We start from the raw sequence: 20,659 nt of genomic DNA on the forward strand, positions 1-20,659 counted from the left end.
ATGAACAAATTCTCTCTAGCCATCTTGTTGCCCCTGCTGCTGGGCGGTTGTGGTTCCTTGACGAAAAGCGATTATCAGCGGCCAATGCTGTCGGTGCCCGCCGAGTGGCGAGTGCAGGATACCGGTTCTGGCTATCTGCAACACACTGACCACTGGTGGGATAACTTCGAGGATCCACAGCTCTCGATGCTGATCGGACGCGCGCTGACCAGCAACAACGATCTGGCTATCGCGGGCATACAGCTCCAGCAGGCCCGATTGGCGGCCGGGTTAACCGATACCAATTTAACGCCTGATGTTTCAGTTACGGGTAGCGCCAACAACAGTAAAAACCTGCGGAATAATACTACTCCGACGGAGTCTTACAGCACGACGTTGTCGCTGAGCTATGAGCTGGATCTGTGGGGTAAATTGGCCCGAGCCAGGGAGCAGTCGCAGTGGCAGGTTGAAGCCACGGAGCAGGATCGGCAAAACACCGCGCTGACGCTCATCGGTAATACGGCGCAGTATTATTGGCAGATCGCCAACCTCAACCAGAAGATAAAACAGCAGCAAACGGGTCTGGAAATCAGTCAGCAGACGCTGGCTCTGGTTCAGTCACGCTATGCTTCCGGTGCCGCTGGGCAGCTCGATCTGTTACAGGCGAAACAGTCGTTGCTCAATCGTGAAAATGCCTATCGCACGCTGCAACAGCAGCGGGAAGAGAACCGTAATGCGCTGGCGATCCTGTTTAACCGTTCGCCTACCGATCGTCAGGCAGAACGCAGCTCGCTGGACATCAATCAGGATGTGCCAATTGCCAAAGTGCTGCCGGTTGAAGTCATTGCCCGTCGCCCAGACGTGAAGGCGGCGGAAGGGCGCCTGCGCGCAGCTCTGGCAGGGTCGGACGTGCAGCGTTTGAGCTTCTACCCATCGCTGTCACTGGCGGCCTCACTCGGTTCTGCCAGCAGCATTTTCTCTCAATGGTTCAGCGATCCGGTCAGGACGCTGGGAGCCAACGCTGCGTTGCCGTTTGTGCAATGGAAGACGGTGCAATTGACCATTGAGAAGTCGGATTTGGACGTCAAACAGGCGGCGATCGTCTTTCGCAGCCAGGTCTACAACGCGTTGGCCGACGTGGATAACGCCATGTCGCAACGCCTTAGCTATCAGCAGCAAAAAATCAATCAGCAACAGAATCTGCAGCTCAGCCAGCAGCGCCTGGTATTGGCCAGAAGCCAGTACCAGGCGGGGGCCGTCTCTTTCCAGAGCCTACTGGATGCTGAGGACGATCTGCTGACCATCGAAACCAATTTGTCAGATCTGCAGTACAACTACCTCAATGCCACTATGAAACTGTGGTTGGCATTGGGCGGCGGTGTGGAAAAAGACAGTGATATAACAGGATGAGATCATGAATAAAGATGCTTTGTCACGTCGCGTGGTGGTTACAGGTTTTGGTGCGGTCACGCCATTGGGGATGAATGCCGAGCAGAGCTGGGCGGCGATTATGGATTATCAGTTGGGCTACCGCTATTTCGATCGGTCTGCCGTGGGGATCCAGTCACGTTTCTTCGGGGTGATCGACGATGAACCCAGCCTGAAGGGCGTCCCTGCTGCGATCCGTCGCCGTCTGCCACGTTTTGCCCGCCTGGCGTTGGGGGCGGCCCGCGAAGCAATGGAGATGGCCTTCCATGGGGAGAGCCCGGCGGCCTATTACGATCTGCTTGAGTGCGGCACCATCATCGGCAGCGGATGGGCGGGTCAGGATGAAACCCACATTAATTACGAAGGTTATCTGCGCACGGGGTTGGGCTCACCCTTTGGCTGTTTCCTGTCCATGCCGAATGCCGCGACGGCCGCCTGTAGCCTGTTCTGGGGCCTGCGCGGCTATCAGAATAGCCCGATTGCGGCCTGTGCGACCGGAACGATCGCCATTGGCGATGCGTTTGAGGTGATCCGCAGTGGCCGTGCCTCGATGATGCTGGCCGGGGCAGGTGAGTCGTTGTGTACCGATGCTGCCGTGTGGAACATCGATATCCTGCGCGCCTTGGCGAGTGAGCAGGATGATGCCAGCAAGGCCTGCTGCCCGTTCAGCCTCGATCGCAACGGCTTTGTCCTTTCCGAAGGCGCTGCCGTGTTGTGCCTGGAAGAGCGCGAAGCCGCGATGGCGCGTGGGGCAACCATCCTGGGGGAAATCAAGGGCTACGGCAATTACTCCGATGCCTTCGACTTTACCGCCCCGGCGGAAGACAAGATTGCCCGGGTGAAAACCATCCAGCACGCCTTGCGGCAGGCTGGGGTGACGGCGGAGGAGATTGACTATATCAATGCGCACGGCACCTCTACGCCCCTCAACGATCTGAATGAAACCCAGGCGATCAAGCTGGCCTTCGGCGAGGCGGCCTACAGCACGCCGCTTTCCAGCACCAAGTCTTACTCCGGGCATCTGATTGCGGCGGCAGGCAGCTTTGAATCCATCATCTGTCTGCAAGCGTTGCAGCACCAACTGATGCCCGCCACCTGTCACCTGAAAAATGCCGATCCGGAGTGCGATCTGGACTACATCAGCGAAGGGCATCGCCCGGCACGGCTACAGAACATCTTGAATCTGAGCTTTGGTTTTGGCGGTGCTAACGCGGCCTTGGTTATCGGGCGGGCATGAGCATGATCCTCAACTACACCTTGGGCGATGCCGAGGAGTGGGCCGCCTTTTCCGGCGACTACAACCCGATCCACTTTGATCTGCAGCACGTGCGCAAAATGGGGGCCGACCAGCTAAGCGTCCATGGGATGCGTGCGATGCTGGATATGAAACGTCATCTGAGTGCGGTGTTGCTTGCGACTCCGCTGGAGCATGACTTTTATGTTTTCAGCACCCGCATGCGCCGGCCGGTGCTGTGTCAGACGCCGTATCACTTGCAGATTGTGGGCAATGGCAAGCAGATCACCGGCAAGATGCTTGACAGTGTCACGCAGGAAAGCTGTTTCAACAGCAAACTGGCTCCGGCTCAGTCGTTAGAGCTGGTAGCTTCTGAGTATGAGCATGCGCTGACCGTTAACGAGGTGATGGCTCTCAGCCAGCGGTTCCCGGGGCAGGCATCAGAGGCCACTCAGGCGTGGAGTTTCTTTGACGCCCTGCTGTTCCAATTGCTGGTGAAATCCCCGGAAACCTTGGCGGCGCTGACGACGGCGCTGCCGGAACTGCAGGTTGCTACGCTGATTGAGGTGTTTGCTCAGATCCCGGTGGTACAGACACACCATGAGACCCACTTCAGCGCCCGATTATTCAACCCCGAAACGCTATTTGAACCCGAAGATCGGCTCTACTACCGCATTCAGCCGATGCTGGTTATCGGGGACCGAAGCAGCGGATTTGTGTTACGCGCGGTGATCGAGGCCAGAACGCAGCGGCAGCCTCTGCTCGTCACCTCGGTGACCTTAAAAACATGGCCATTGGCCGACAATTAACCACAGGGATATAACCATGGAAAACTACCAACAGGTTTACGACACCGTTACGGAAATGATTTGTGATGCCAAAGATCTCGAGATGGCCGATCTGGCGCCAGAGATGCCCCTGCAGCAGTTGAAGCTGGACAGCCTGGACTATGTGGAGCTGATGGTATTGGCCAAACGCGAGTTCGGAGTCACGCTCAACGCCGAAATGTTCATCAATCAGCCGACTATGACGCTGGGTGAACTCTGTCAAAGCCTGGCCGACGCGCAAAAATAACCCTATGACTAAACAATGGGTATTAGTGACTGGCGGTAGCCGGGGGATTGGCCGCGCATTGGTGGAAGAACTGGCCAAGCAATGGAACGTGGTGTTCACCTGCCGTCACGCTCAGTCGGCCAGCACGGCGGTGATTGAAGCCTGCTCGGGTTTGCCGGGTTGGGTGGAAAGCTGCGTCTGTGACGGCAGTGACGAGCAGGCGGTGAACGTTGTGGCTCCGCCGTTGCTGGCACGCCTCGGTGCACCTTTTGCGGTGATCCATAACGCCGGGATCACGCTGGATGATTTGCATATCCAGCAAACCGGTGAGCGCTGGCGGCAGGTGATCGACACCAACCTGAACGCCATCTTCTACTGGAACCACCACCTGCTGCCCGCCATGATGGCGCAGGGGGAGGGGGCGATGGTGCTGATGTCTTCGGTGACGGGCATCAAGGGCAATACCGGACAAACGGCCTATGGGGCCAGTAAGGCGGCGATGATCGGCATGGGGAAATCTCTGGCGCTGGAAGTGGCCCGTTTTGGTATCCGTGTGAACTGCCTGTTGCCCGGGATTATCGAAAGCGAGATGACGCAGGCCATTCCGCCGGAGGCGCTGAAGGCGCTGCGCAAGCAAATTCCTCTGCGCCGCCTGGGCAAAGCCAGCGAAGTGGCGCGTACCACCGCGTTTCTCATCGGTGATGACAGCCGTTATATGACGGGCCAAAGCCTGATCCTTGACGGGGGTTTGACCGTCTAAGGTAAGTCTGATTTACTCTTCTATTGGGGTATCTCTGCATACCCCAAGTACTTTCGATAACCCCCTATTGCCTCACCTCAGAGCATCCACGATCTCCCCCTCTTTCTATCAAATGATGAGTCTAGCTTACGATCTGCGCGGTTAAATAAAGCACCATTGTTAAAATTGACTGTTCAAAAAACAGACTATTCCACACGTTATTACCACGGGGTGAAATGAATAAATGGCACTAAATCCGCTGAAATTCGATTTATTCCACAAAGTTATGCTGAGCATCAGGTTGTCGCTTGACCAGAATTTTCTTATGTCGTTAAATCAAATGTCTTAAAGAAATGTGTATAGGGAAATACCGCATGTCGGCTAACACCAATCGTAAGTTTTTGAGCATGGATGAAGTACAGCGTTTACTTGATGCAATTCCTGATCATAAGAATACCGTCCGTGATAAATGTATGCTGCTGGTTTGCTTCATTCATGGATTGCGCGTCTCCGAACTCTGTAATCTGCGCCTGCAGGATCTGGATTTACTCAGCAAAAAATTGTATGTCAACCGCCTGAAAAATGGCTTTTCTGTCCAACATCCGATCCAGCCGCGTGAGCACTCCGCACTGGTCAGTTGGCTGGCCCTGCGCCCGCAATATCTTGAAGCAGACTGTGATTTTCTGTTTCTGTCACGCCAGGGGGGGCGACTTTCTCGCCAGCAGATGCATCGCCTGTTCCGCGAGTACGGTGAACTTGCTGGACTGAATGTCCCTGTTCATCCACATATGTTACGCCACGCCTGTGGCTATGCACTGGCTGATGGCGGCATTGATACTCGTTTAATCCAAGACTATCTGGGCCATAAAAATATTCAGAATACGGTAATTTATACGGCCAGTAACGCGGGGCGTTTTCGCTCGATTAGAATATAATTAAAATCTGCTTGAAAAACAGTTTATTTAATTCATCTATAATGGTTAAACTCATCCAATCTTGGTTGAGTTTAACATTAGATATATAACTATCCCTAATTTATTATGCGGTCATGGATAAGGATTTCATGAAGGTATAATATATAAATACAATATTGGCTACTGCACTCATTATTGATAAGGTATTTTATTACATTGTGATTGAATTGTTTTTTCGGATTTATCTCTCACTTAAGAAAGGATAATCCTTTAATTTATAGGGTATTGGCATTTCTATGGCGTTTCTTTTTTTTTGTCGGATATCCTTAGCCATTCCATGGCTGTTGTCTTTTTTCCTCTCCGCTATACTGATCTGGGATAGGTTGAAGCTGTAGCAACCCTTGCATCAGCGATCCTATGAATCTTGTAGGTATGTAAAAGGATGAATAGCCCTGCACATTTTTTAGTAAAGTCACAGTGAGGCACTATGAATAATCGCAAGCATCTGACTCCTTCCGAAGTTGCGCGTCTGCTAGGAGCTACTCAGCAGGGTAAACACGCTGAACGCGATTACTGTTTGATTTGGATGTGTTTTATCCACGGATGTCGCGTCAGTGAGATCAACCGCTGGCGCCTTTCCGATATCGATTTGGAGGGCAAAAGCATTTATATTCATCGCTTGAAAAACGGCTTTTCCACTATTCATCCTTTATATGCTAAAGAACATAAAGCGTTACGCGCCTGGTTAAAGGTCAGACGCACTTATCGAGGTGCCGACAGCGACTGGTTATTCCTTTCCGAGAAGGGAAACCATCTCTCCCGCCAGCGTATCTACTGGTTAATGCGTAATTACAGCGAGTTGGCTGGTCTGGAGGTTAACGCTCATCCTCACATGCTGCGACATGGTTGTGGTTTCGCGCTGGCAGACCGCGGGATAGATACTCGGTTGATTCAGGATTTTCTTGGGCATAAGAATATTCAGCACACCGTACTTTATACGGCCAGCAATGCGCGGAGATTTAAAGAAGTCTGGTAAACAAAATGTAATAATTTAATTCACCCGGTACACTTTGAACTAAACTGTCACGCACTCTAAGGATTATCTTTTTGCGAGTCAACAAATTTGTTATGGCAACATTCCTAATTTTTAAACAATGTTCAATATCAATAGGTTAAGTTTATTTCTGAACAACTATTCATCATTGCGCTCTCCCCCATTAGTGGCTGTTCAAGCCCACTACTGATAGGTCTAAAAAATCCCCCTCGGCACTGTAGATAGTCTTAACGTTTCATGTTTGCTCGTTAATTGTTCACTGCTTGAAGTTTAATGCTAATGGCTGTGAAATTTCAGCATAAATAATTGGACGGTACACTTTAGTTCAAAATGACTCGTCGGTTAGATAAGGCTTAACGGCTTGATGGGTTATTTAACGGGAGAGGTTCTCGCTTGGAGCTAAATAAACAGGGAACGACATAAGGCTATGTCAAATAATTTTGCTATGCACATGGGTGCATTACATTAAAGGAAAGTGTTGTATGAAAAAGAATCTGATTGCTGTTGCCGTATTGGCCTCCTCTGTGTTTGCCGTTACCGCTGCTGCCGCTGCTGATGGTCAAGTGGATTTCGTAGGTAAAATCACCGATGACGCTTGTGTTGTGACTAACAACCCAGCCAGCCCACTGCAAGTGAATCTGGGTGAAGTCGCGACCACTTCTTTCAACGTGGGTGGCGTTCCGACTGCGGGTGTTAAATCTTCTGCAACCAATTTCACCATCAAATTGACAGGTTGCCCGGCTGCGGCAACTCAAGCTTCAGTCAAATTTGACGGTATCGCTGTATCTGGTGACAACACCGTTCTGGCACTGACTGCTGGTGGCGCAACAGGTGTTGGTATTCAGCTGAGCGATGACGCTAACGCTGTAGTTCCATTGTTTACCGCATCTAAATCATATCCACTGGTTGTGGGTAATAACGATCTGAACTTCGTTGCACGTTATATCTCTACCTCCTCCACCATCACTTCTGGTGTTGCGAACTCCACCGCTAGCTTCACCCTTAACTACAACTAAGACTTTACCAATTCGACGTAGAGATTAGTTGTTCTGATTTCAGGCCAGCGGTAGTTGAGCTGGCCTTTATGTCTCATTTCACGGGGTGTTTGTATGAAATTTATTCCTGCCACAGTGCTGACGAGCTTGCTGATGATGAGCTGTGCTGCTCAGGCCGGTGTGATTGTGGGCGGTACGCGTCTGATTTATGAAGGCGGTAAAAAGGAGTCTTCACTGAGCGTCAGTAACCCGGACAAGGGGCCGTACCTCATCCAGACCTGGGTAGAGACCACCGCAGGTGGCGCTGAGAAAGCCCCCTTTGTGGTGACCCCGCCGCTGTTCCGCCTGGATGGCGACCAGAAAAACGTCCTGCGCGTGGTACGTGCCGGGGGCAATCTGCCCTCCGATAAAGAATCGTTGTATTGGATGAATATCAAGTCCATCCCCGCAGCCAGCAAATCTGAAGTCCGCAATACGCTGCAAATTGCAGTGAAGACGCGCATCAAGCTGATTTACCGTCCGCAGGGCATCAAAGGCACGCCGGAACAAGTCACAGAGAAACTGACCTGGCAACGCAGTGGTAATAACCTGCAGGTGACCAACCCGACGCCTTTTTATATGAATTTCTATGAAGTGAAGGTTGCAGGCAAGAAATTGAACGATGTGACCTATGTGGCTCCGATGAGTACGGCAAGCTTTGCACTGCCAACCGGAGTGAGCGGCGGCCCGCTCAGCTGGAAGATTATCAATGACTACGGGGCGGTAAGCAAAGAGCAACTCGCGTCGTTATAGCGTTCAGAGAGCAGGGATCCCCACAGGCTGTGGGGCACAGGACACAGGGGGTAGTTTCACCCTGTAGGCAATGGAGTCAAACGGATGAATAATTATAAAAGCCAGGCCGGGCACTCGCCGCGCGTCAGTAGGCTGGCGTATTTGATCGCTGCCCAGCTGGCATTGATGGGAACCCTATCCTTTAGCGTACAGGCGCGTGACTATTTTAACCCTGCACTGCTGCAAATGGATAACCCAAACCAGGGGGCGACAGATTTAACCGTTTTTGAAGAAGGCATAGGTCAGGCACCAGGCACCTATCGGGTCGATATCTATCTCAATAACGAACAGCAGGACACACGGGATGTGACGTTCAGTATGCAAAAAGGGGCTGATGGCAAAGAGCATCTGCAACCTTGTCTGAGCGTAGAGCAACTCAATGCCTTGGGGGTGAAAACCGATTTATTCCCAGGGCTCGGTGATGCCAAGTCACAATGCGCCAACATCAGTGCCATTCCCCAAGCCAGCGCCAAGTTCCGTTTCAGCGAACAGCAATTGCTGATCAGTATTCCTCAGGCTGCCCTCTCACAGAAAGCTCGTGGTTACGTTCCTGAAAGCCAGTGGGATCAAGGTATCCCGGCATTGCTGCTCAACTACAGCATGAGCGGTGCCAACACTTATGCACGTAATGGTAATAGCCAAGACAGCAACAGCCAGTACGTCAACCTGCGGCCAGGTGTCAACCTCGGGGCGTGGCGGTTGCGTAATTACACGACCTGGAGCCGAAGCAGTGACGGCCAGGATAAATGGGACACCATCTATACCTATGCCCAGCGTGACATTATCGCGCTGAAAAGTCAGATGACGCTGGGGGATAGCAGTTCGCCTTCGGACGTGTTCGACAGCGTACCGTTCCGTGGTGGGCAGTTGGCCTCGGACGACGAAATGATACCGGACAGCCTGAAGGGTTATGCGCCAATGGTACGGGGTATTGCACGAACCAATGCGCAGGTGATTATCCGCCAGAACGGCTACGTGATTTACCAGACCTACGTGGCGCCAGGTGCCTTTGAAATCAACGATATGTTCCCTACCGGGGGCAGCGGTGACCTGCTGGTGACCATTAAGGAAGCCGACGGTAGCCAACAGCAGATAGTGGTGCCGTTTGCCTCGCTGCCCGTGCTGCAGCGTCAAGGTCGTTTGAAGTACTCGGTCACCAGCGGGCAGTACCGTTCTTATGACAACAGCATAGACAAGACCCTGTTTAGCCAGGGTACAGCGATTTATGGTCTGTCCAATGGCTTTACCGCCTACGGCGGTGGCCAGTTTGCCAGTAAGTACCAGTCTGTGGCCTTGGGGCTGGGCAAGAACATGGGTGACATCGGTGCCATATCGGCAGACGTGACCCAGGCATGGTCTACGATGCAAGACCAACCTAAAACCGATGGCCAATCATGGCGAGTTCGTTACAGCAAGAACCTCGTACAGACGGGTACCAACTTCTCGATTGCCGGATACCGTTACTCAACCGCGGGCTACTACAGTTTGCAGGAAGTATTGGACACCTACCGTGACGGTAGTAGTTACCGGCTCACCGACCGCAAGCGCAACCGCAGCGAGTTGACCATCAGCCAGAACCTGGGAGATGCGGCGGGAACCCTGTCATTAAACTGGGTTAGCGAAGATTACTGGAACAGCGATCGTACCTTACGCTCGATTGGTGCCGGCTATAACAACAGCTGGAACGGTATCAGCTACGGGTTGAGCTACAGCTATAACGAAAACTCGACGGCCAGTGGCAACAGCAGTGGCGCCGTTTATGACCGCGATCAGATCTTTGCGCTTAACGTCAGCATACCGCTGGATCGTTGGTTGAGCAGGACTTATGCCAGCTACAACCTGAACACCAGCCAGAAGGGGTCCACCAACAACTCCGTCGGCCTGAACGGCACGGCGTTAGCGGACAACAACCTGAGTTGGGGCGTACAGCAAAGCTATGGCAACAAGGGCATCGGCAACGGCGGCAACCTGAATGCCGACTATCGCGGCACCTATGGGGAAGTGTTGGCGGGCTATGCCTACGATCGTAACAGTCAACGACTGAACTACGGCCTGCAGGGCGGCGTTATAGCGCACCAGGACGGGGTGACCTTCGGCCAGCCGTTGGGGGAAACCATTGCGCTGGTGAAAGCGCCAGGAGCCGGTGGCACGGGGGTTAACAACCAGACCGGGGTTAAAACCGACTGGCGTGGCTATGCCATCGTGCCGTACGTCAGCCCTTATCGCAAAAATCAGGTGCAGCTGAATACCGAAACTATGGCGGATAACGTTGAGGTGGAGTTGACCTCTCAGAACGTGGTGCCAACCCGTGGTGCTGTAGTTCGAGCCAACTTCCAGGCTAACGTGGGCCAGCGAATACTGATGACGCTGTTACGCCAGGGCGGCGCACCGGTACCGTTCGGTGCTACGGTGAGCGATCCGGCACAGCAAACAGCACAGGGCTTTATCGTCGGGGACGGTGGCCAGGTTTATCTGACCGGGATGGCAGACAGCGGCAGCCTGAATGTGAAGTGGGGCAGCGGTTCAGACCAACAGTGTCAGGTGAGTTACTCACTGACAAAACAGACAACGGAAAGTGCTGGCATTCAGATGCTGAATGCGCAGTGCCGGTAAGGAACGATGATGAAGTTAATCAGGTTAGTTAAATTAACATTGGGCGGCCTGTTGTGCCTGTTTTCCGTATCAAGCTTTGCTGCAACCGGGTGGTGTACCACGGTAACCGGCACGAAGATATATAACTTCCCCTTTGTCAAACAGTACGACAATCCTGCGGACAACAAGGCTGGCATGTATTTTCATCAAACCTACCAGTGGAATCTAGCGGCGAATTACGCTGCCAACTGTGATTGTACCGCCTCGGCCAACACCTTCTATAAGGCAGAGGTACCGGGTAATCTGACAGCTACGCGGGACTTTGATGGATTACATTTTTATTCAATAAATAAATATCTGGAAGTGGCAACTGAATTATATGTTGGAGGGAACCTGAGGAAATGGATTGCCACCCCATTCCCTGACGTGGACAATCTATTTCCCAGTGCCTGTTCGGGTGTGACGAACTGGATATCCGGCGCTAATGGCTATGTGTCTTTATACTTTACCCGGCCATTTGTGGGGCAGGTCGTCATCCCAAGCACTAAGATCCTGGACCTTTATGGCACAAAAGTCAGTGGATCCTATGGCGGGATGCCGATGTCGTCTGTCTATATGAGCGGATCGGTAACGGTACCACAATCTTGTGAAATTAATGCTGGGCAGGTCATTAATGTCAAGTTTGGCAATATCATGTCAAATGACATCAAGAATCCCGGTGAAATTGCCAATGGGTTTACCCCCAAAGTCGTTGATATGACGCTGGCCTGTAACAATATTTCTAACGGTGTTGTCGTCAGCTTATCCTTTAGTGGTGAGCCATCGGGGGGAGACCCAACTGCATTGAAGACGGACAATAATGATATCGGGGTTCGGGTACGTGACGCGAACGGTAATATCGTGCCGCCGGTCAATGGAAATCTGCCTGTCACCTTCGACTATTCTTCACAAACTGGGACCAGCTCTATGAGTCTGGCACCGATGAACGTGACTGGCAATCCCCCGGCGATAGGGCAGTTTAATGCCGTGGCCACCATTAATGCCGAAATTAATTAAGTTTTTTTAACTCAAGGAAATCAGGCAGGAATTCCCTGCCTGAATACAGACGGGAACAGTAAGGAAACCTCATGAAAAAACAAACTCAACGTACGCTACTGGCCTTATTGGTTTTGGGGGCCGGTGTTAATCAGGCAGTGGCGGCTCCAACTCAAGTTAATATTACCGGCGTTGTGGTCGCTTCGCCCTGCACGGTAGATACCACCAACTCAGATTTGAACGTCAATCTGGGGACCAACATTCAGGCGACCAGCCTGTCGACGGCGGGAAATACTTCTACACCGGTGCCCTTCAAGCTGGTAGTGAAGGACTGTCCGACGACAACCAGCAAAGTTACCGCATCATTTAGCGGCACGACGGACGCTGCGGCTGGCGGGCGCTATGCGACGACCAGCGGTACGGGTATGGCAGGTAACGTGGCGGTAGAAGTTAAACAGGATGCGGCTCCGAATGCCCTGCAAAACCCAGGATCTACCATGGATATGACGGTGGTAGGAAACTCGGCAACATTTGCATTGAGAGCCAGTGCTTATGCCAAAGGGGCGGTTACGCCGGGTAATATCGCTGCGGTAATGTCAGTCGATTTTACCTATAACTGATGAGCAAGGTCAGTTCGCTCAGGGGATAAAACGCGATCGAGTTTGACGGCCGGCGTTGGTTTCCCTGGCTGCTGTGTGTATTGGCGTAGCAAGCTTTAACATCGGCACCCAAGTCTATTTTGGGTGCCAGCACCTATCAGGACAAGCTGAGTCATTAATAACGGAACTATTATCATGATGACATCAACCGTATGGAACAACACACCCCTACCGAAAATGCAGACGGCATGCCGCATCGACCGGGTATTGCTCATGGACGCTTGCCCGATAACGCGTGCCGGGATCTGCTCTGCATTCCAGCCACCACAGTTTCAGGTCATGGATTGTGTGCACGTAGAAAAGGTGTGCGATCTGCCAGTAGCGATGCAGCAAGGCAAGGTGGATGTGGTGATCACCGAACTGTGTGGCGAAGATGAGTCGGTATTGGAGGGGCTGCGAATGATTAGCCATTTACGCCAGTACTGGGCACGGGTGCCGCTTATCGTTGCCACCTCTTTGCAGGAACCGCACCTGCTTGCACAGTTGAGAACGTTGAGGGTCAGCGGTATCTACCTTAAACAGGATCCCCTGTCATCACTGACACAAGGCGTTCTCTGCGCGATGGCGGGGTTGTCCAGTCTTAGCCCGTCAGCGGTGAACCTGATTGGCAATGGCGCGCCGTCATTGTCGCTAACCGGACGTGAGATGGACGTACTGGAGTGCCTATTTGCTGGCAGAACCGTGACCGACACGGCGCGGGTGCTAGCTCGGGATGTGCGCACCATCAGCACCCATAAACGCCGTGCCATGATTAAGCTCGGCTTCCATAGTGATAGCGATCTCTATACCCGTGGAGATTATCTGGCGCGTAATGGATTACTGATCTAGGAGTCGCTCATGAATACGCCTTTATCGGTTGTCAAACTGGCCGTTGTTGCCCCTATCCCCTTGCTTCAGGCAGGAATGGCACATTTTATTCAGAACCTTGATCCCCCTATGCATCTGGTGGTAATGGTCTCTTCGCTTGAGCAATTGCTGGCGCAATGGGCGCCGCCACAAATTGACCTGTTGGCGGTGGTGCTCAGTGGCTCGCCGCAGGAGATTGCCCGCGACACGCAACAGTTGCTGATGCTCTCTGAACGTGCGCCCGCGCTGCGTATCGTGGTGTGCACCTATTGCCGGGACATTGCGTTGTTGACGCGTTTGAATCTCCGGCCGCACATCAGCCTGCTTGCCCGCCAGGAGTCGCAGGAGCAGACTCGCCGTGATATGGCACAGGCGTTGACCGGTGCCAAGGTTTGTAGCCCCAGTATGGCAATGTACCTGCTGCACAGTGCCACTCCTGCGCAAGTGCAGGACAGTTTGGTGGTGTTGACGCAGGCGGAACATAAGGTACTGGAGTACTTGCAGCAGGGAATGAGCGTTTCTGACGTGGCTGATTTACTGCATCGCAGTGTCAAAACCATCAGCGCACATAAGTGCAATAGCATGCGCAAGTTGGGGGTTCGCAATGATGCGGAACTGTTCCAGCATTTACGCAGTCAGGTCACCGACACGCCCTACAGCACGCCAAACTCCCCCTGGTATGTAACGACATGATTGACCAGAAGCGGTACCGGGTGGCAGTAGTTTCACCGTGCCGTTTCTTTCAGGCTGGGATCTGGGCATTGCTCAACACCCACTCGCTATCGCGAGTCTGGCACTGCCAGAAAGCCGCTGAAGCACAATGGTATCTGGATGCACAGCCGGTGGATGTGCTGGTTATGTCATTGCACGTTGGGCAACAGACAGACTTATTGCTAGCCTTGCGCTTTATTCAGCAGGTGCGTATCTCTTTTCCCGGCGTTGCGCTGATGGCTATTCTGGATGACCCCATTCCTTATCTGGTGACTCGGTTGCGCCGTCTGGGGGTGAGACATATCGTGGATCTGGGGCAACCGTTAGTCATGTGGCATGCGCAATTGCGTCAGATTCTGTTGGGGGAGGATAGCCGGGCTGGCTGCACTTTACCGGGGTGTGATGAGGAAACGTTGTCTATGGGGGAGCGGCAGGTGGTCGAGTACCTGATACAGGGGATGACTCCCGCCGAAATTGCCGCGCTGACGAGGCGCAGTATCAAAACCATCTCCACACAGAAGGGCATAGCCATGCACAAGCTGGGGATCCGCCACTATGCCCAACTGATCGCGATACAAAGCGTCTTTACCGACAGTTGGCTGCCCCATGATGGAGTCCAGATGGTCGGGGAGCTGACCCCAAGCCTTTGGTATTATTGCTGAATTTATCAACGTGTTCGCTTAAATCCGCATTGGTAGATAGGGAGATGCTGTGTGAGTGGCTATCACATAAGGAACAACGCCCCAGGAAGAGGCGTTGCCAATAACCGGATCAGTGAAAACGCATTGACAGATCGAGCGCCGTAACGTGTTTGGTCAGCGCCCCGACAGAGATATAATCCACCCCGGTTTCGGCAAACTCGCGCAGGGTTTGATCGGTGACGTTACCGGAAACTTCCAACTGCGTGCGTCCCTGGGCCAGGGCAACGGCATCACGCATCATCTCGACGCTGAAATTATCCAGCATCACAATATCGGCACCGGCATCCAGCGCCTGTTGCAGTTCATCCAACGATTCGACCTCCACTTCTACCGGCACGTCGGCGTGCAGCCAGAAGGCTTTCTCTACCGCGTTTTTGATCGAGCCAGAAGCAATGATGTGGTTTTCCTTGATCAGGAAAGCATCCGAGAGACCTAGACGGTGATTGCTGCCACCGCCGCACAGCACGGCATATTTCAGTGCGGTGCGCAAGCCGGGCAGTGTCTTGCGGGTATCCAGCAGCCGGGTTTGTGTGCCTTGCAGCAACGCTACATAGCGGCTTACCGCCGAGGCCACGCCGGACAGCGTTTGCACAAAGTTCAGCGCGGTACGTTCGCCCGTCAGCAGGATACGCGCCGGGCCGCTCAGGCGGCATAGCGGCTGGTTGGGCACCAGTTTATCGCCATCTTCCACCAACCACTCGATCTTCACTTGCCCACCCAGTTGGATAAACACCTCTTCCAACCAGCGGCGGCCACAGAAGACGCCGGGTTCACGAGTGATCACCGTGGCTTTGGCCTGCTTATCTGCGGGTAGCAGTTGCGCGGTGATATCGCGCTCGGCATCCACGGTTCCCCCTAGATCTTCGCTCAGCGCCTGGGCGACGGTGGCAGGGACATCATTGGCAATACGTTCGAGAAGCGCGGTACGGCGGCTGTCGGCACTGTAGCGACGGGTCGGCATGGCAAACTCCGGAAATGGACGATAGGTCGGTGGATCCACATGCTACTCTGTTTTATAGCCCCGTGCCAGTCGCTAGTTCTACGTAATATCAATAGGTTAGTTATGCTGTCATCCTCCTCACCCTAACCCTCTCCCACAGGGAGAGGGGACTGAATGTGCCACAATTTTACTCCCACATCTGACCTTAACACGGGCGCGACATGCAGCGCCCCTACGGCGTGCCACCTTAGCCATGCTGCAAGTTGTGCTACCGCCAACACAACCGCATTGAATATCTCAACCTTCCATTATTTGGCATACTGTTTATCCAGACAGTGTTCTGTTGGATAAATAAAATCATCAATAGAATTTTGCAATAACTTATAACTTACACCACAGGTGTATTACGAGGATTTAATATGAAAAATCTACCGTTAAATGTTCTCTATCGACTGTATAAAGCAGAAGTTGGCGATACCATTGATAATACTTATGTTCGTCTAACAGGCGGTTGGATGACCAACGATCGGCGTAGTGTCGATAATAATGGGTTGCTCCAGATAGGTCCTATCTATCAGTTCGCATTTAAGGATTTATCCGATGGGCAATACTATCAGGCAAGTCAAGGTGCCACAGAAGTGATCGTTCCCGATTCCAACGGTTACTCTGTGGTAAGGTATAAAGAGCCATTCAGTGATCCCTCGAATCAACCTCATACCGTGTATACTTGCCAATACTCAGCAATTAGAGTGAGCGTGGCTGAATATACGGAAGCTTTGCAGCCTTAATATTATTGCAGGCCAATGGTGACGAACGTGTTTTTTAACCTATAACGTTTTCATCATAGGGTAATCAGGCCTATATTCAGTATTAATAAAATACTGGATATAGGTCATTCACCGCGTTATTTTAGGACTACGTTTGGGCAACTGAAAATAGTGTCCGTCAAGATGATTTTTTGTACTGACTGACATCAACAGGCCACGACTGCCGGGTACCGTGCTTGATGTGGCAGTACAGGAAACTAATCCATTTATTATCAATGCATTAAATTCACTTCTCGGAAACATGCTACTCTGCTGCTGGCACTCGTACCACCGCAAGCATTATGCTGGGGAACAGACAGAAGGAGAGGATTAGCTAATGACGCTGTTTACGCTGTTACTGGTTTTGGCGTGGGAACGCCTGTTTAAACTGGGTGAGCATTGGCAGTTGGACCATCGTTTAGAAGTGGTGTTTCAGCGGCTGCATCGGTTTTCTTTGGCACAAACGTTGGCAATGACCCTGGTCTGGATGTTTATCGTCTGGGGCATCCTGTGGCTGGCCCAGGGCCTGTTCTTCGGTGTTGTGGCGCTACTGCTGTGGATTGTGATTGGTCTGCTGTGCGTTGGGGCCGGTATCACACGCAAACATTATCGGGCCTATTTGCAGGCCGCGCGGCAGGGCGATACCCACGCCAGCGATCAGATGGCGGAAGAGCTGGCGCTGATCCACGGTTTACCGGTGGAATGCAGCGCAGAAGAACGCCTGCGTGAGCTGCAAAACGCGCTGCTGTGGATTAACTATCGCTACTATCTGGCTCCGCTGTTCTGGTTTGCGGTGTGCGGGCCATATGGGCCGCTCGCTCTGGCAGGCTATGCTTTTCTACGGGCCTACCAAACCTGGCTGGCACGGCATCATTCACCGCTGCAACGCTCGCAAACGGGGATCGACTTCCTGCTGCATGTGTTGGACTGGATCCCGGTTCGTCTGGCTGGGGTAGCGTATGCGCTGATTGGGCATGGTGAAAGGGCGCTGCCTGCGTGGTTTGCTTCGCTGGGGGATCGTCATACTCCTCAGTATCAGGTGTTGACGCGTTTGGCGCAGTTCTCTTTGGCCCGTGAACCGCATATGGACCCGGTTCAAACGCCGCGCGCCGCGGTAACGTTAGCGCGTAAAGTGACCCTGATTGTGGTGGTGGTCGTGGCGATATTGACGATTTACGGTACCTTGCTCTGAAGGTAACGGCGGGCGCCGAGTGGCGCCCGCCAGAAGATTACAGCTTGGCGAAGCAGCGGCGTGCAGCATCGACGGTGCGCTGTATATCTTCGTCGCTGTGTGCGACAGACATAAAGCCAGCCTCGAATGCCGACGGGGCAAGATAAACTCCCTCATCCAACATCAGATGGAAGAAGCGCTTGAAGCGCTCGACATCGCAACCCATCACGTCCTGATAGCAGGTGACCGTTGGCGCATCGGTAAAGAACAACCCGAACATGCCGCCTACATGGTTGACGACAAACGGTATGTTCTCTGCCTTGGCTGCCGCCAATAGGCCTTCTGCCAGCTTGTCGGTCAGTTCGGTCAAGGTCTGGTGAATGCCAACCTGGGAAACCTCGGTCAGGCAGGCGAAACCGGCGGCCATGGCAATCGGGTTGCCAGACAGCGTACCAGCCTGATACACCGGCCCGGTAGGCGCCAGAGCGGCCATCACTTCACGGCGGCCACCGAAGGCTCCCACCGGCATACCGCCACCGATAATTTTGCCCAGGCAGGTCAGGTCTGGTTCCACATCGTAATAAGATTGAGCTCCGGCCAGCGCGACGCGGAAACCGGTCATCACTTCGTCAATGATCAACAGCGCGCCATACTTGTCACACAGGGCGCGCAGCCCTGGCAGGAAGTCTGGCAGCGGTGGAATGCAGTTCATGTTGCCCGCCACCGGTTCAACGATGATACAGGCGATCTCTGAAGGATACTGCTCGAATGCGGTACGCACGGAGTCGAGATCGTTATAGGTACAGGTTAGCGTGTGCTTGGCGAAGTCTGCCGGCACGCCCGGTGAGTTCGGCTGGCCCAGCGTCAGTGCGCCGGAACCGGCTTTCACCAGCAGGCAGTCGGCGTGGCCGTGGTAGCAGCCTTCAAACTTGATGATCTTGTCGCGGTTGGTATAGCCACGGGCCAGACGAATGGCGCTCATGGTGGCTTCGGTACCGGAGTTCACCATACGTACCATATCCATGGTTGGCACCAGATTGGTCACCAACTCGGCCATTTTCACTTCCATCTCGGTAGGCGCGCCGAAGCTCAGGCCGCGTTGTGCCGCCTCGATCACCGCATTGCGGATCGCCGGATGGTTATGGCCCAGCACCATCGGGCCCCAGGAACCGACATAATCGATATAGGCTTTACCATCGGCATCAAACAGATAGGCACCGTCGGCACGTTCGATAAACAGCGGGGTACCGCCTACACCGGTGAATGCACGCACTGGGGAGTTGACTCCGCCTGGGATCAGCTGTTGCGCCTGGGCGTACAGACTTTCGGACTTACTGTGTAAGCTCATAAACCGGCTCCTGGGTTTGCTGTTGAATGATTTGACCGCGCTATTCTAGTGGAGAGTGCGGAGTTATGAAACGATCATAGTCCGATACCTATTTAGAGGGGACGGTAGGGCAACGACTGAGCTAGAATAGCTTACATCGCTATTAGTCTGATTTTTCAATTCAATAATGAACTCACTATGACTGAATTACAGCAACAGCCTTCTGCGGCTTCAGGCGTGCGCCTGACTCGCAACCATAGAGTCCGTCAGTTTATTCGCCAGGATAAAACGCCGGTTGCCATCCTGATCATGGCGGCGGTGGTAGGGACATTGGCGGGATTGTTGGGCGTCGCCTTTGATAAAGCGGTGGAGTGGGTGCAACAGCAACGGCTGTCGGGCCTGGCCTCTGTCGCCAACTCCTGGTTCCTGGTGTGGCCGCTGGCGTTTATTTTGTCTGCCATGCTGGCCGCTTTTGGCTTTTATCTGGTCAAACGTTTTGCGCCAGAGGCGGGTGGTTCAGGGATCCCAGAGATTGAAGGGGCGCTGGAAGAGTTACGCCCGGTGCGCTGGTGGCGGGTGATCCCGGTGAAATTTATCGGCGGTATGGGGACGCTCGGCGCTGGCATGGTGCTAGGGCGTGAAGGGCCGACGGTACAGATGGGGGCTAATGCTGGGCGAATGGTGCTGGATATTTTCCGTATGCGCAGTGCGGAAGCGCGCCACTCCATGCTGGCTACCGGTGCCGCAGCCGGTCTCTCCGCCGCGTTTAACGCCCCTCTGGCAGGGATCTTGTTCGTTATTGAAGAGATGCGGCCGCAGTTTCGTTACAACCTGATTTCCATCAAGGCGGTGTTTATCGGCGTGATTATGTCGAGCATTGTCTTTCGCATTTTTAATGGTGAAAGTCCGCTGATCGAGGTGGGTAAACTCGCTTCGGCACCGCTCAATACGCTGTGGTTGTACCTGGTGTTGGGGACGGTGTTTGGCGCGGTAGGGGTGATGTTTAACGCACTGGTGTTTCGTACGCAGGATATGTTTGCCCGTTTCCATGGTGGCAAGATGAGCAAGTTCCTGCTGATTGGTGCTCTGCTAGGGGGCGCTTGTGGCGTGCTTGGGCTGATCGAGCCAGCAGCTGCGGGTGGCGGTTCGTCCTTGATCCCGATCGCGGCGGCGGGTAACTACAGCGTTGGCATGCTGTTGTTTATCTTTATCGCACGGGTGATCACCACGGTGCTCTGCTTCGGTTCAGGCGCACCGGGCGGTATTTTTGCACCGATGCTCGCTCTGGGGACGCTGCTAGGCACCGCTTTTGGCCTTTTTGGCGCTCACCTGTTCCCAGAGTATGGGCTTGAGGCTGGCACCTTTGCTATTGCGGGCATGGGAGCGTTGTTTGCCGCGACCGTGCGTGCGCCGTTAACCGGTATTGTGCTGGTATTGGAAATGACCGATAACTATCAGCTGATTTTACCGATGATTATCACCTGCCTCGGCGCGACCCTGGTGGCGCAGTTTCTGGGCGGTAAGCCATTGTATTCCGCCATTTTAGCCCGCACCTTACAAAGGCAGCAGCAGGAATTGGCCGAGAAAACAGGTAAAGAAAATACAACAAATGCGGTGAATACTTGAACGCAACACTCAGGTATT

At 53.3% G+C, this 20,659-nt stretch carries 20 protein-coding genes; 18 read left to right on the forward strand and 2 right to left on the reverse strand.

Annotation, left to right across the window (positions count from 1 at the left end; genetic code table 11):
• The 15 genes from N6G83_RS48395 (at position 1) to N6G83_RS48465 (ending at position 14,732) form a co-directional block, all read left to right on the forward strand.
• Positions 1 to 1,389: an efflux transporter outer membrane subunit gene (locus tag N6G83_RS48395; RefSeq protein WP_409529739.1), complete on the forward strand. Its 1,389-nt coding sequence runs from the start codon at positions 1 to 3 to the stop codon at positions 1,387 to 1,389.
• A gap of 4 nt (positions 1,390 to 1,393) precedes the next feature.
• Positions 1,394 to 2,644 (forward strand): beta-ketoacyl-[acyl-carrier-protein] synthase family protein, encoded by a 1,251-nt coding sequence (locus N6G83_RS48400; RefSeq protein WP_074028513.1) that lies wholly within the window; start codon positions 1,394 to 1,396, stop codon positions 2,642 to 2,644.
• Positions 2,641 to 3,450: a hypothetical protein gene (locus tag N6G83_RS48405; RefSeq protein WP_312847428.1), complete on the forward strand. Its 810-nt coding sequence runs from the start codon at positions 2,641 to 2,643 to the stop codon at positions 3,448 to 3,450. The genes N6G83_RS48400 and N6G83_RS48405 overlap by 4 nt, the downstream gene beginning before the upstream one ends.
• A gap of 16 nt (positions 3,451 to 3,466) precedes the next feature.
• The gene (locus N6G83_RS48410) at positions 3,467 to 3,715 is read left to right on the forward strand and encodes an acyl carrier protein (RefSeq protein WP_074028517.1); all 249 of its coding nucleotides are present in this window, start codon (positions 3,467 to 3,469) and stop codon (positions 3,713 to 3,715) included.
• A gap of 4 nt (positions 3,716 to 3,719) precedes the next feature.
• Complete coding sequence (locus tag N6G83_RS48415; protein WP_199063498.1) at positions 3,720 to 4,454, forward strand: SDR family oxidoreductase; 735 nt, start codon at positions 3,720 to 3,722, stop codon at positions 4,452 to 4,454.
• 353 nt (positions 4,455 to 4,807) lie between these two features.
• Positions 4,808 to 5,368, forward strand: a complete 561-nt coding sequence (locus N6G83_RS48420; protein ID WP_074031856.1) for a tyrosine-type DNA invertase — start codon at positions 4,808 to 4,810, stop codon at positions 5,366 to 5,368.
• 466 nt (positions 5,369 to 5,834) lie between these two features.
• Positions 5,835 to 6,383, forward strand: coding sequence for a tyrosine-type DNA invertase (locus tag N6G83_RS48425; protein WP_071682197.1), 549 nt, complete (start codon positions 5,835 to 5,837; stop codon positions 6,381 to 6,383).
• A 500-nt stretch (positions 6,384 to 6,883) separates the two neighbouring features.
• Complete coding sequence (locus N6G83_RS48430; protein WP_074031855.1) at positions 6,884 to 7,417, forward strand: fimbrial protein; 534 nt, start codon at positions 6,884 to 6,886, stop codon at positions 7,415 to 7,417.
• Between the two features lie 93 nt (positions 7,418 to 7,510).
• The gene (locus tag N6G83_RS48435; protein WP_074031854.1) at positions 7,511 to 8,188 is read left to right on the forward strand and encodes a molecular chaperone; all 678 of its coding nucleotides are present in this window, start codon (positions 7,511 to 7,513) and stop codon (positions 8,186 to 8,188) included.
• Positions 8,189 to 8,272: 84 nt separating this feature from the next.
• Positions 8,273 to 10,840: a fimbria/pilus outer membrane usher protein gene (locus tag N6G83_RS48440; RefSeq protein ID WP_081375870.1), complete on the forward strand. Its 2,568-nt coding sequence runs from the start codon at positions 8,273 to 8,275 to the stop codon at positions 10,838 to 10,840.
• A gap of 6 nt (positions 10,841 to 10,846) precedes the next feature.
• Positions 10,847 to 11,875, forward strand: a complete 1,029-nt coding sequence (locus N6G83_RS48445; protein WP_237734174.1) for a fimbrial protein — start codon at positions 10,847 to 10,849, stop codon at positions 11,873 to 11,875.
• Between the two features lie 71 nt (positions 11,876 to 11,946).
• Positions 11,947 to 12,474: a fimbrial protein gene (locus tag N6G83_RS48450; RefSeq protein ID WP_211136159.1), complete on the forward strand. Its 528-nt coding sequence runs from the start codon at positions 11,947 to 11,949 to the stop codon at positions 12,472 to 12,474.
• 174 nt (positions 12,475 to 12,648) lie between these two features.
• On the forward strand, positions 12,649 to 13,341 hold the full coding sequence (locus N6G83_RS48455; protein ID WP_211136160.1) for a response regulator transcription factor: 693 nt from the start codon (positions 12,649 to 12,651) through the stop codon (positions 13,339 to 13,341).
• A gap of 9 nt (positions 13,342 to 13,350) precedes the next feature.
• Positions 13,351 to 14,052: a response regulator transcription factor gene (locus N6G83_RS48460; RefSeq protein ID WP_199063591.1), complete on the forward strand. Its 702-nt coding sequence runs from the start codon at positions 13,351 to 13,353 to the stop codon at positions 14,050 to 14,052.
• Positions 14,049 to 14,732 (forward strand): LuxR C-terminal-related transcriptional regulator, encoded by a 684-nt coding sequence (locus N6G83_RS48465; RefSeq protein ID WP_211136161.1) that lies wholly within the window; start codon positions 14,049 to 14,051, stop codon positions 14,730 to 14,732. Before N6G83_RS48460 ends, N6G83_RS48465 begins: the two co-directional genes overlap by 4 nt.
• A 109-nt stretch (positions 14,733 to 14,841) precedes the next feature.
• On the opposite strand, the gene nadC is transcribed toward N6G83_RS48465, so the two are convergent.
• Entirely contained in the window at positions 14,842 to 15,732 is an 891-nt protein-coding gene (gene nadC / locus N6G83_RS48470; RefSeq protein ID WP_211136173.1) for a carboxylating nicotinate-nucleotide diphosphorylase, read from the reverse strand.
• Positions 15,733 to 16,130: 398 nt separating this feature from the next.
• Between nadC and N6G83_RS48475 the strand changes: the two genes are divergently transcribed.
• Positions 16,131 to 16,499: a hypothetical protein gene (locus N6G83_RS48475; RefSeq protein WP_211136162.1), complete on the forward strand. Its 369-nt coding sequence runs from the start codon at positions 16,131 to 16,133 to the stop codon at positions 16,497 to 16,499.
• Between the two features lie 355 nt (positions 16,500 to 16,854).
• On the forward strand, positions 16,855 to 17,709 hold the full coding sequence (gene ampE, locus N6G83_RS48480) for a beta-lactamase regulator AmpE (protein WP_074031848.1): 855 nt from the start codon (positions 16,855 to 16,857) through the stop codon (positions 17,707 to 17,709).
• 37 nt (positions 17,710 to 17,746) lie between these two features.
• On the opposite strand, the gene hemL is transcribed toward ampE, so the two are convergent.
• Complete coding sequence (gene hemL / locus N6G83_RS48485; RefSeq protein ID WP_211136163.1) at positions 17,747 to 19,036, reverse strand: glutamate-1-semialdehyde 2,1-aminomutase; 1,290 nt, start codon at positions 19,034 to 19,036, stop codon at positions 17,747 to 17,749.
• Between the two features lie 177 nt (positions 19,037 to 19,213).
• Between hemL and clcA the strand changes: the two genes are divergently transcribed.
• Positions 19,214 to 20,641 (forward strand): H(+)/Cl(-) exchange transporter ClcA, encoded by a 1,428-nt coding sequence (gene clcA / locus N6G83_RS48490; RefSeq protein WP_211136164.1) that lies wholly within the window; start codon positions 19,214 to 19,216, stop codon positions 20,639 to 20,641.
• The last annotated feature ends 18 nt before the right edge of the window (positions 20,642 to 20,659 follow it).

The sequence above is a fragment of the Serratia sp. PL7 genome (genome assembly GCF_945957435.1).

What these genes read in the sequence shown, in the direction of transcription:
- N6G83_RS48445 (WP_237734174.1), top strand. Translation starts at nt 10,847, where the DNA reads ATGATGAAGTTAATCAGGTTAGTTAAATTAACATTGGGCGGCCTGTTG.
- N6G83_RS48420 (WP_074031856.1), top strand. Translation starts at nt 4,808, where the DNA reads ATGTCGGCTAACACCAATCGTAAGTTTTTGAGCATGGATGAAGTACAG.
- N6G83_RS48435 (WP_074031854.1), top strand. Translation starts at nt 7,511, where the DNA reads ATGAAATTTATTCCTGCCACAGTGCTGACGAGCTTGCTGATGATGAGC.
- N6G83_RS48415 (WP_199063498.1), top strand. Translation starts at nt 3,720, where the DNA reads ATGACTAAACAATGGGTATTAGTGACTGGCGGTAGCCGGGGGATTGGC.
- N6G83_RS48400 (WP_074028513.1), top strand. Translation starts at nt 1,394, where the DNA reads ATGAATAAAGATGCTTTGTCACGTCGCGTGGTGGTTACAGGTTTTGGT.
- hemL (WP_211136163.1), bottom strand. Translation starts at nt 19,036, where the DNA reads ATGAGCTTACACAGTAAGTCCGAAAGTCTGTACGCCCAGGCGCAACAG.
- N6G83_RS48475 (WP_211136162.1), top strand. Translation starts at nt 16,131, where the DNA reads ATGAAAAATCTACCGTTAAATGTTCTCTATCGACTGTATAAAGCAGAA.
- N6G83_RS48430 (WP_074031855.1), top strand. Translation starts at nt 6,884, where the DNA reads ATGAAAAAGAATCTGATTGCTGTTGCCGTATTGGCCTCCTCTGTGTTT.
- N6G83_RS48425 (WP_071682197.1), top strand. Translation starts at nt 5,835, where the DNA reads ATGAATAATCGCAAGCATCTGACTCCTTCCGAAGTTGCGCGTCTGCTA.
- N6G83_RS48410 (WP_074028517.1), top strand. Translation starts at nt 3,467, where the DNA reads ATGGAAAACTACCAACAGGTTTACGACACCGTTACGGAAATGATTTGT.
- nadC (WP_211136173.1), bottom strand. Translation starts at nt 15,732, where the DNA reads ATGCCGACCCGTCGCTACAGTGCCGACAGCCGCCGTACCGCGCTTCTC.
- ampE (WP_074031848.1), top strand. Translation starts at nt 16,855, where the DNA reads ATGACGCTGTTTACGCTGTTACTGGTTTTGGCGTGGGAACGCCTGTTT.
- clcA (WP_211136164.1), top strand. Translation starts at nt 19,214, where the DNA reads ATGACTGAATTACAGCAACAGCCTTCTGCGGCTTCAGGCGTGCGCCTG.
- N6G83_RS48460 (WP_199063591.1), top strand. Translation starts at nt 13,351, where the DNA reads ATGAATACGCCTTTATCGGTTGTCAAACTGGCCGTTGTTGCCCCTATC.
- N6G83_RS48455 (WP_211136160.1), top strand. Translation starts at nt 12,649, where the DNA reads ATGATGACATCAACCGTATGGAACAACACACCCCTACCGAAAATGCAG.
- N6G83_RS48465 (WP_211136161.1), top strand. Translation starts at nt 14,049, where the DNA reads ATGATTGACCAGAAGCGGTACCGGGTGGCAGTAGTTTCACCGTGCCGT.
- N6G83_RS48440 (WP_081375870.1), top strand. Translation starts at nt 8,273, where the DNA reads ATGAATAATTATAAAAGCCAGGCCGGGCACTCGCCGCGCGTCAGTAGG.
- N6G83_RS48450 (WP_211136159.1), top strand. Translation starts at nt 11,947, where the DNA reads ATGAAAAAACAAACTCAACGTACGCTACTGGCCTTATTGGTTTTGGGG.
- N6G83_RS48395 (WP_409529739.1), top strand. Translation starts at nt 1, where the DNA reads ATGAACAAATTCTCTCTAGCCATCTTGTTGCCCCTGCTGCTGGGCGGT.
- N6G83_RS48405 (WP_312847428.1), top strand. Translation starts at nt 2,641, where the DNA reads ATGAGCATGATCCTCAACTACACCTTGGGCGATGCCGAGGAGTGGGCC.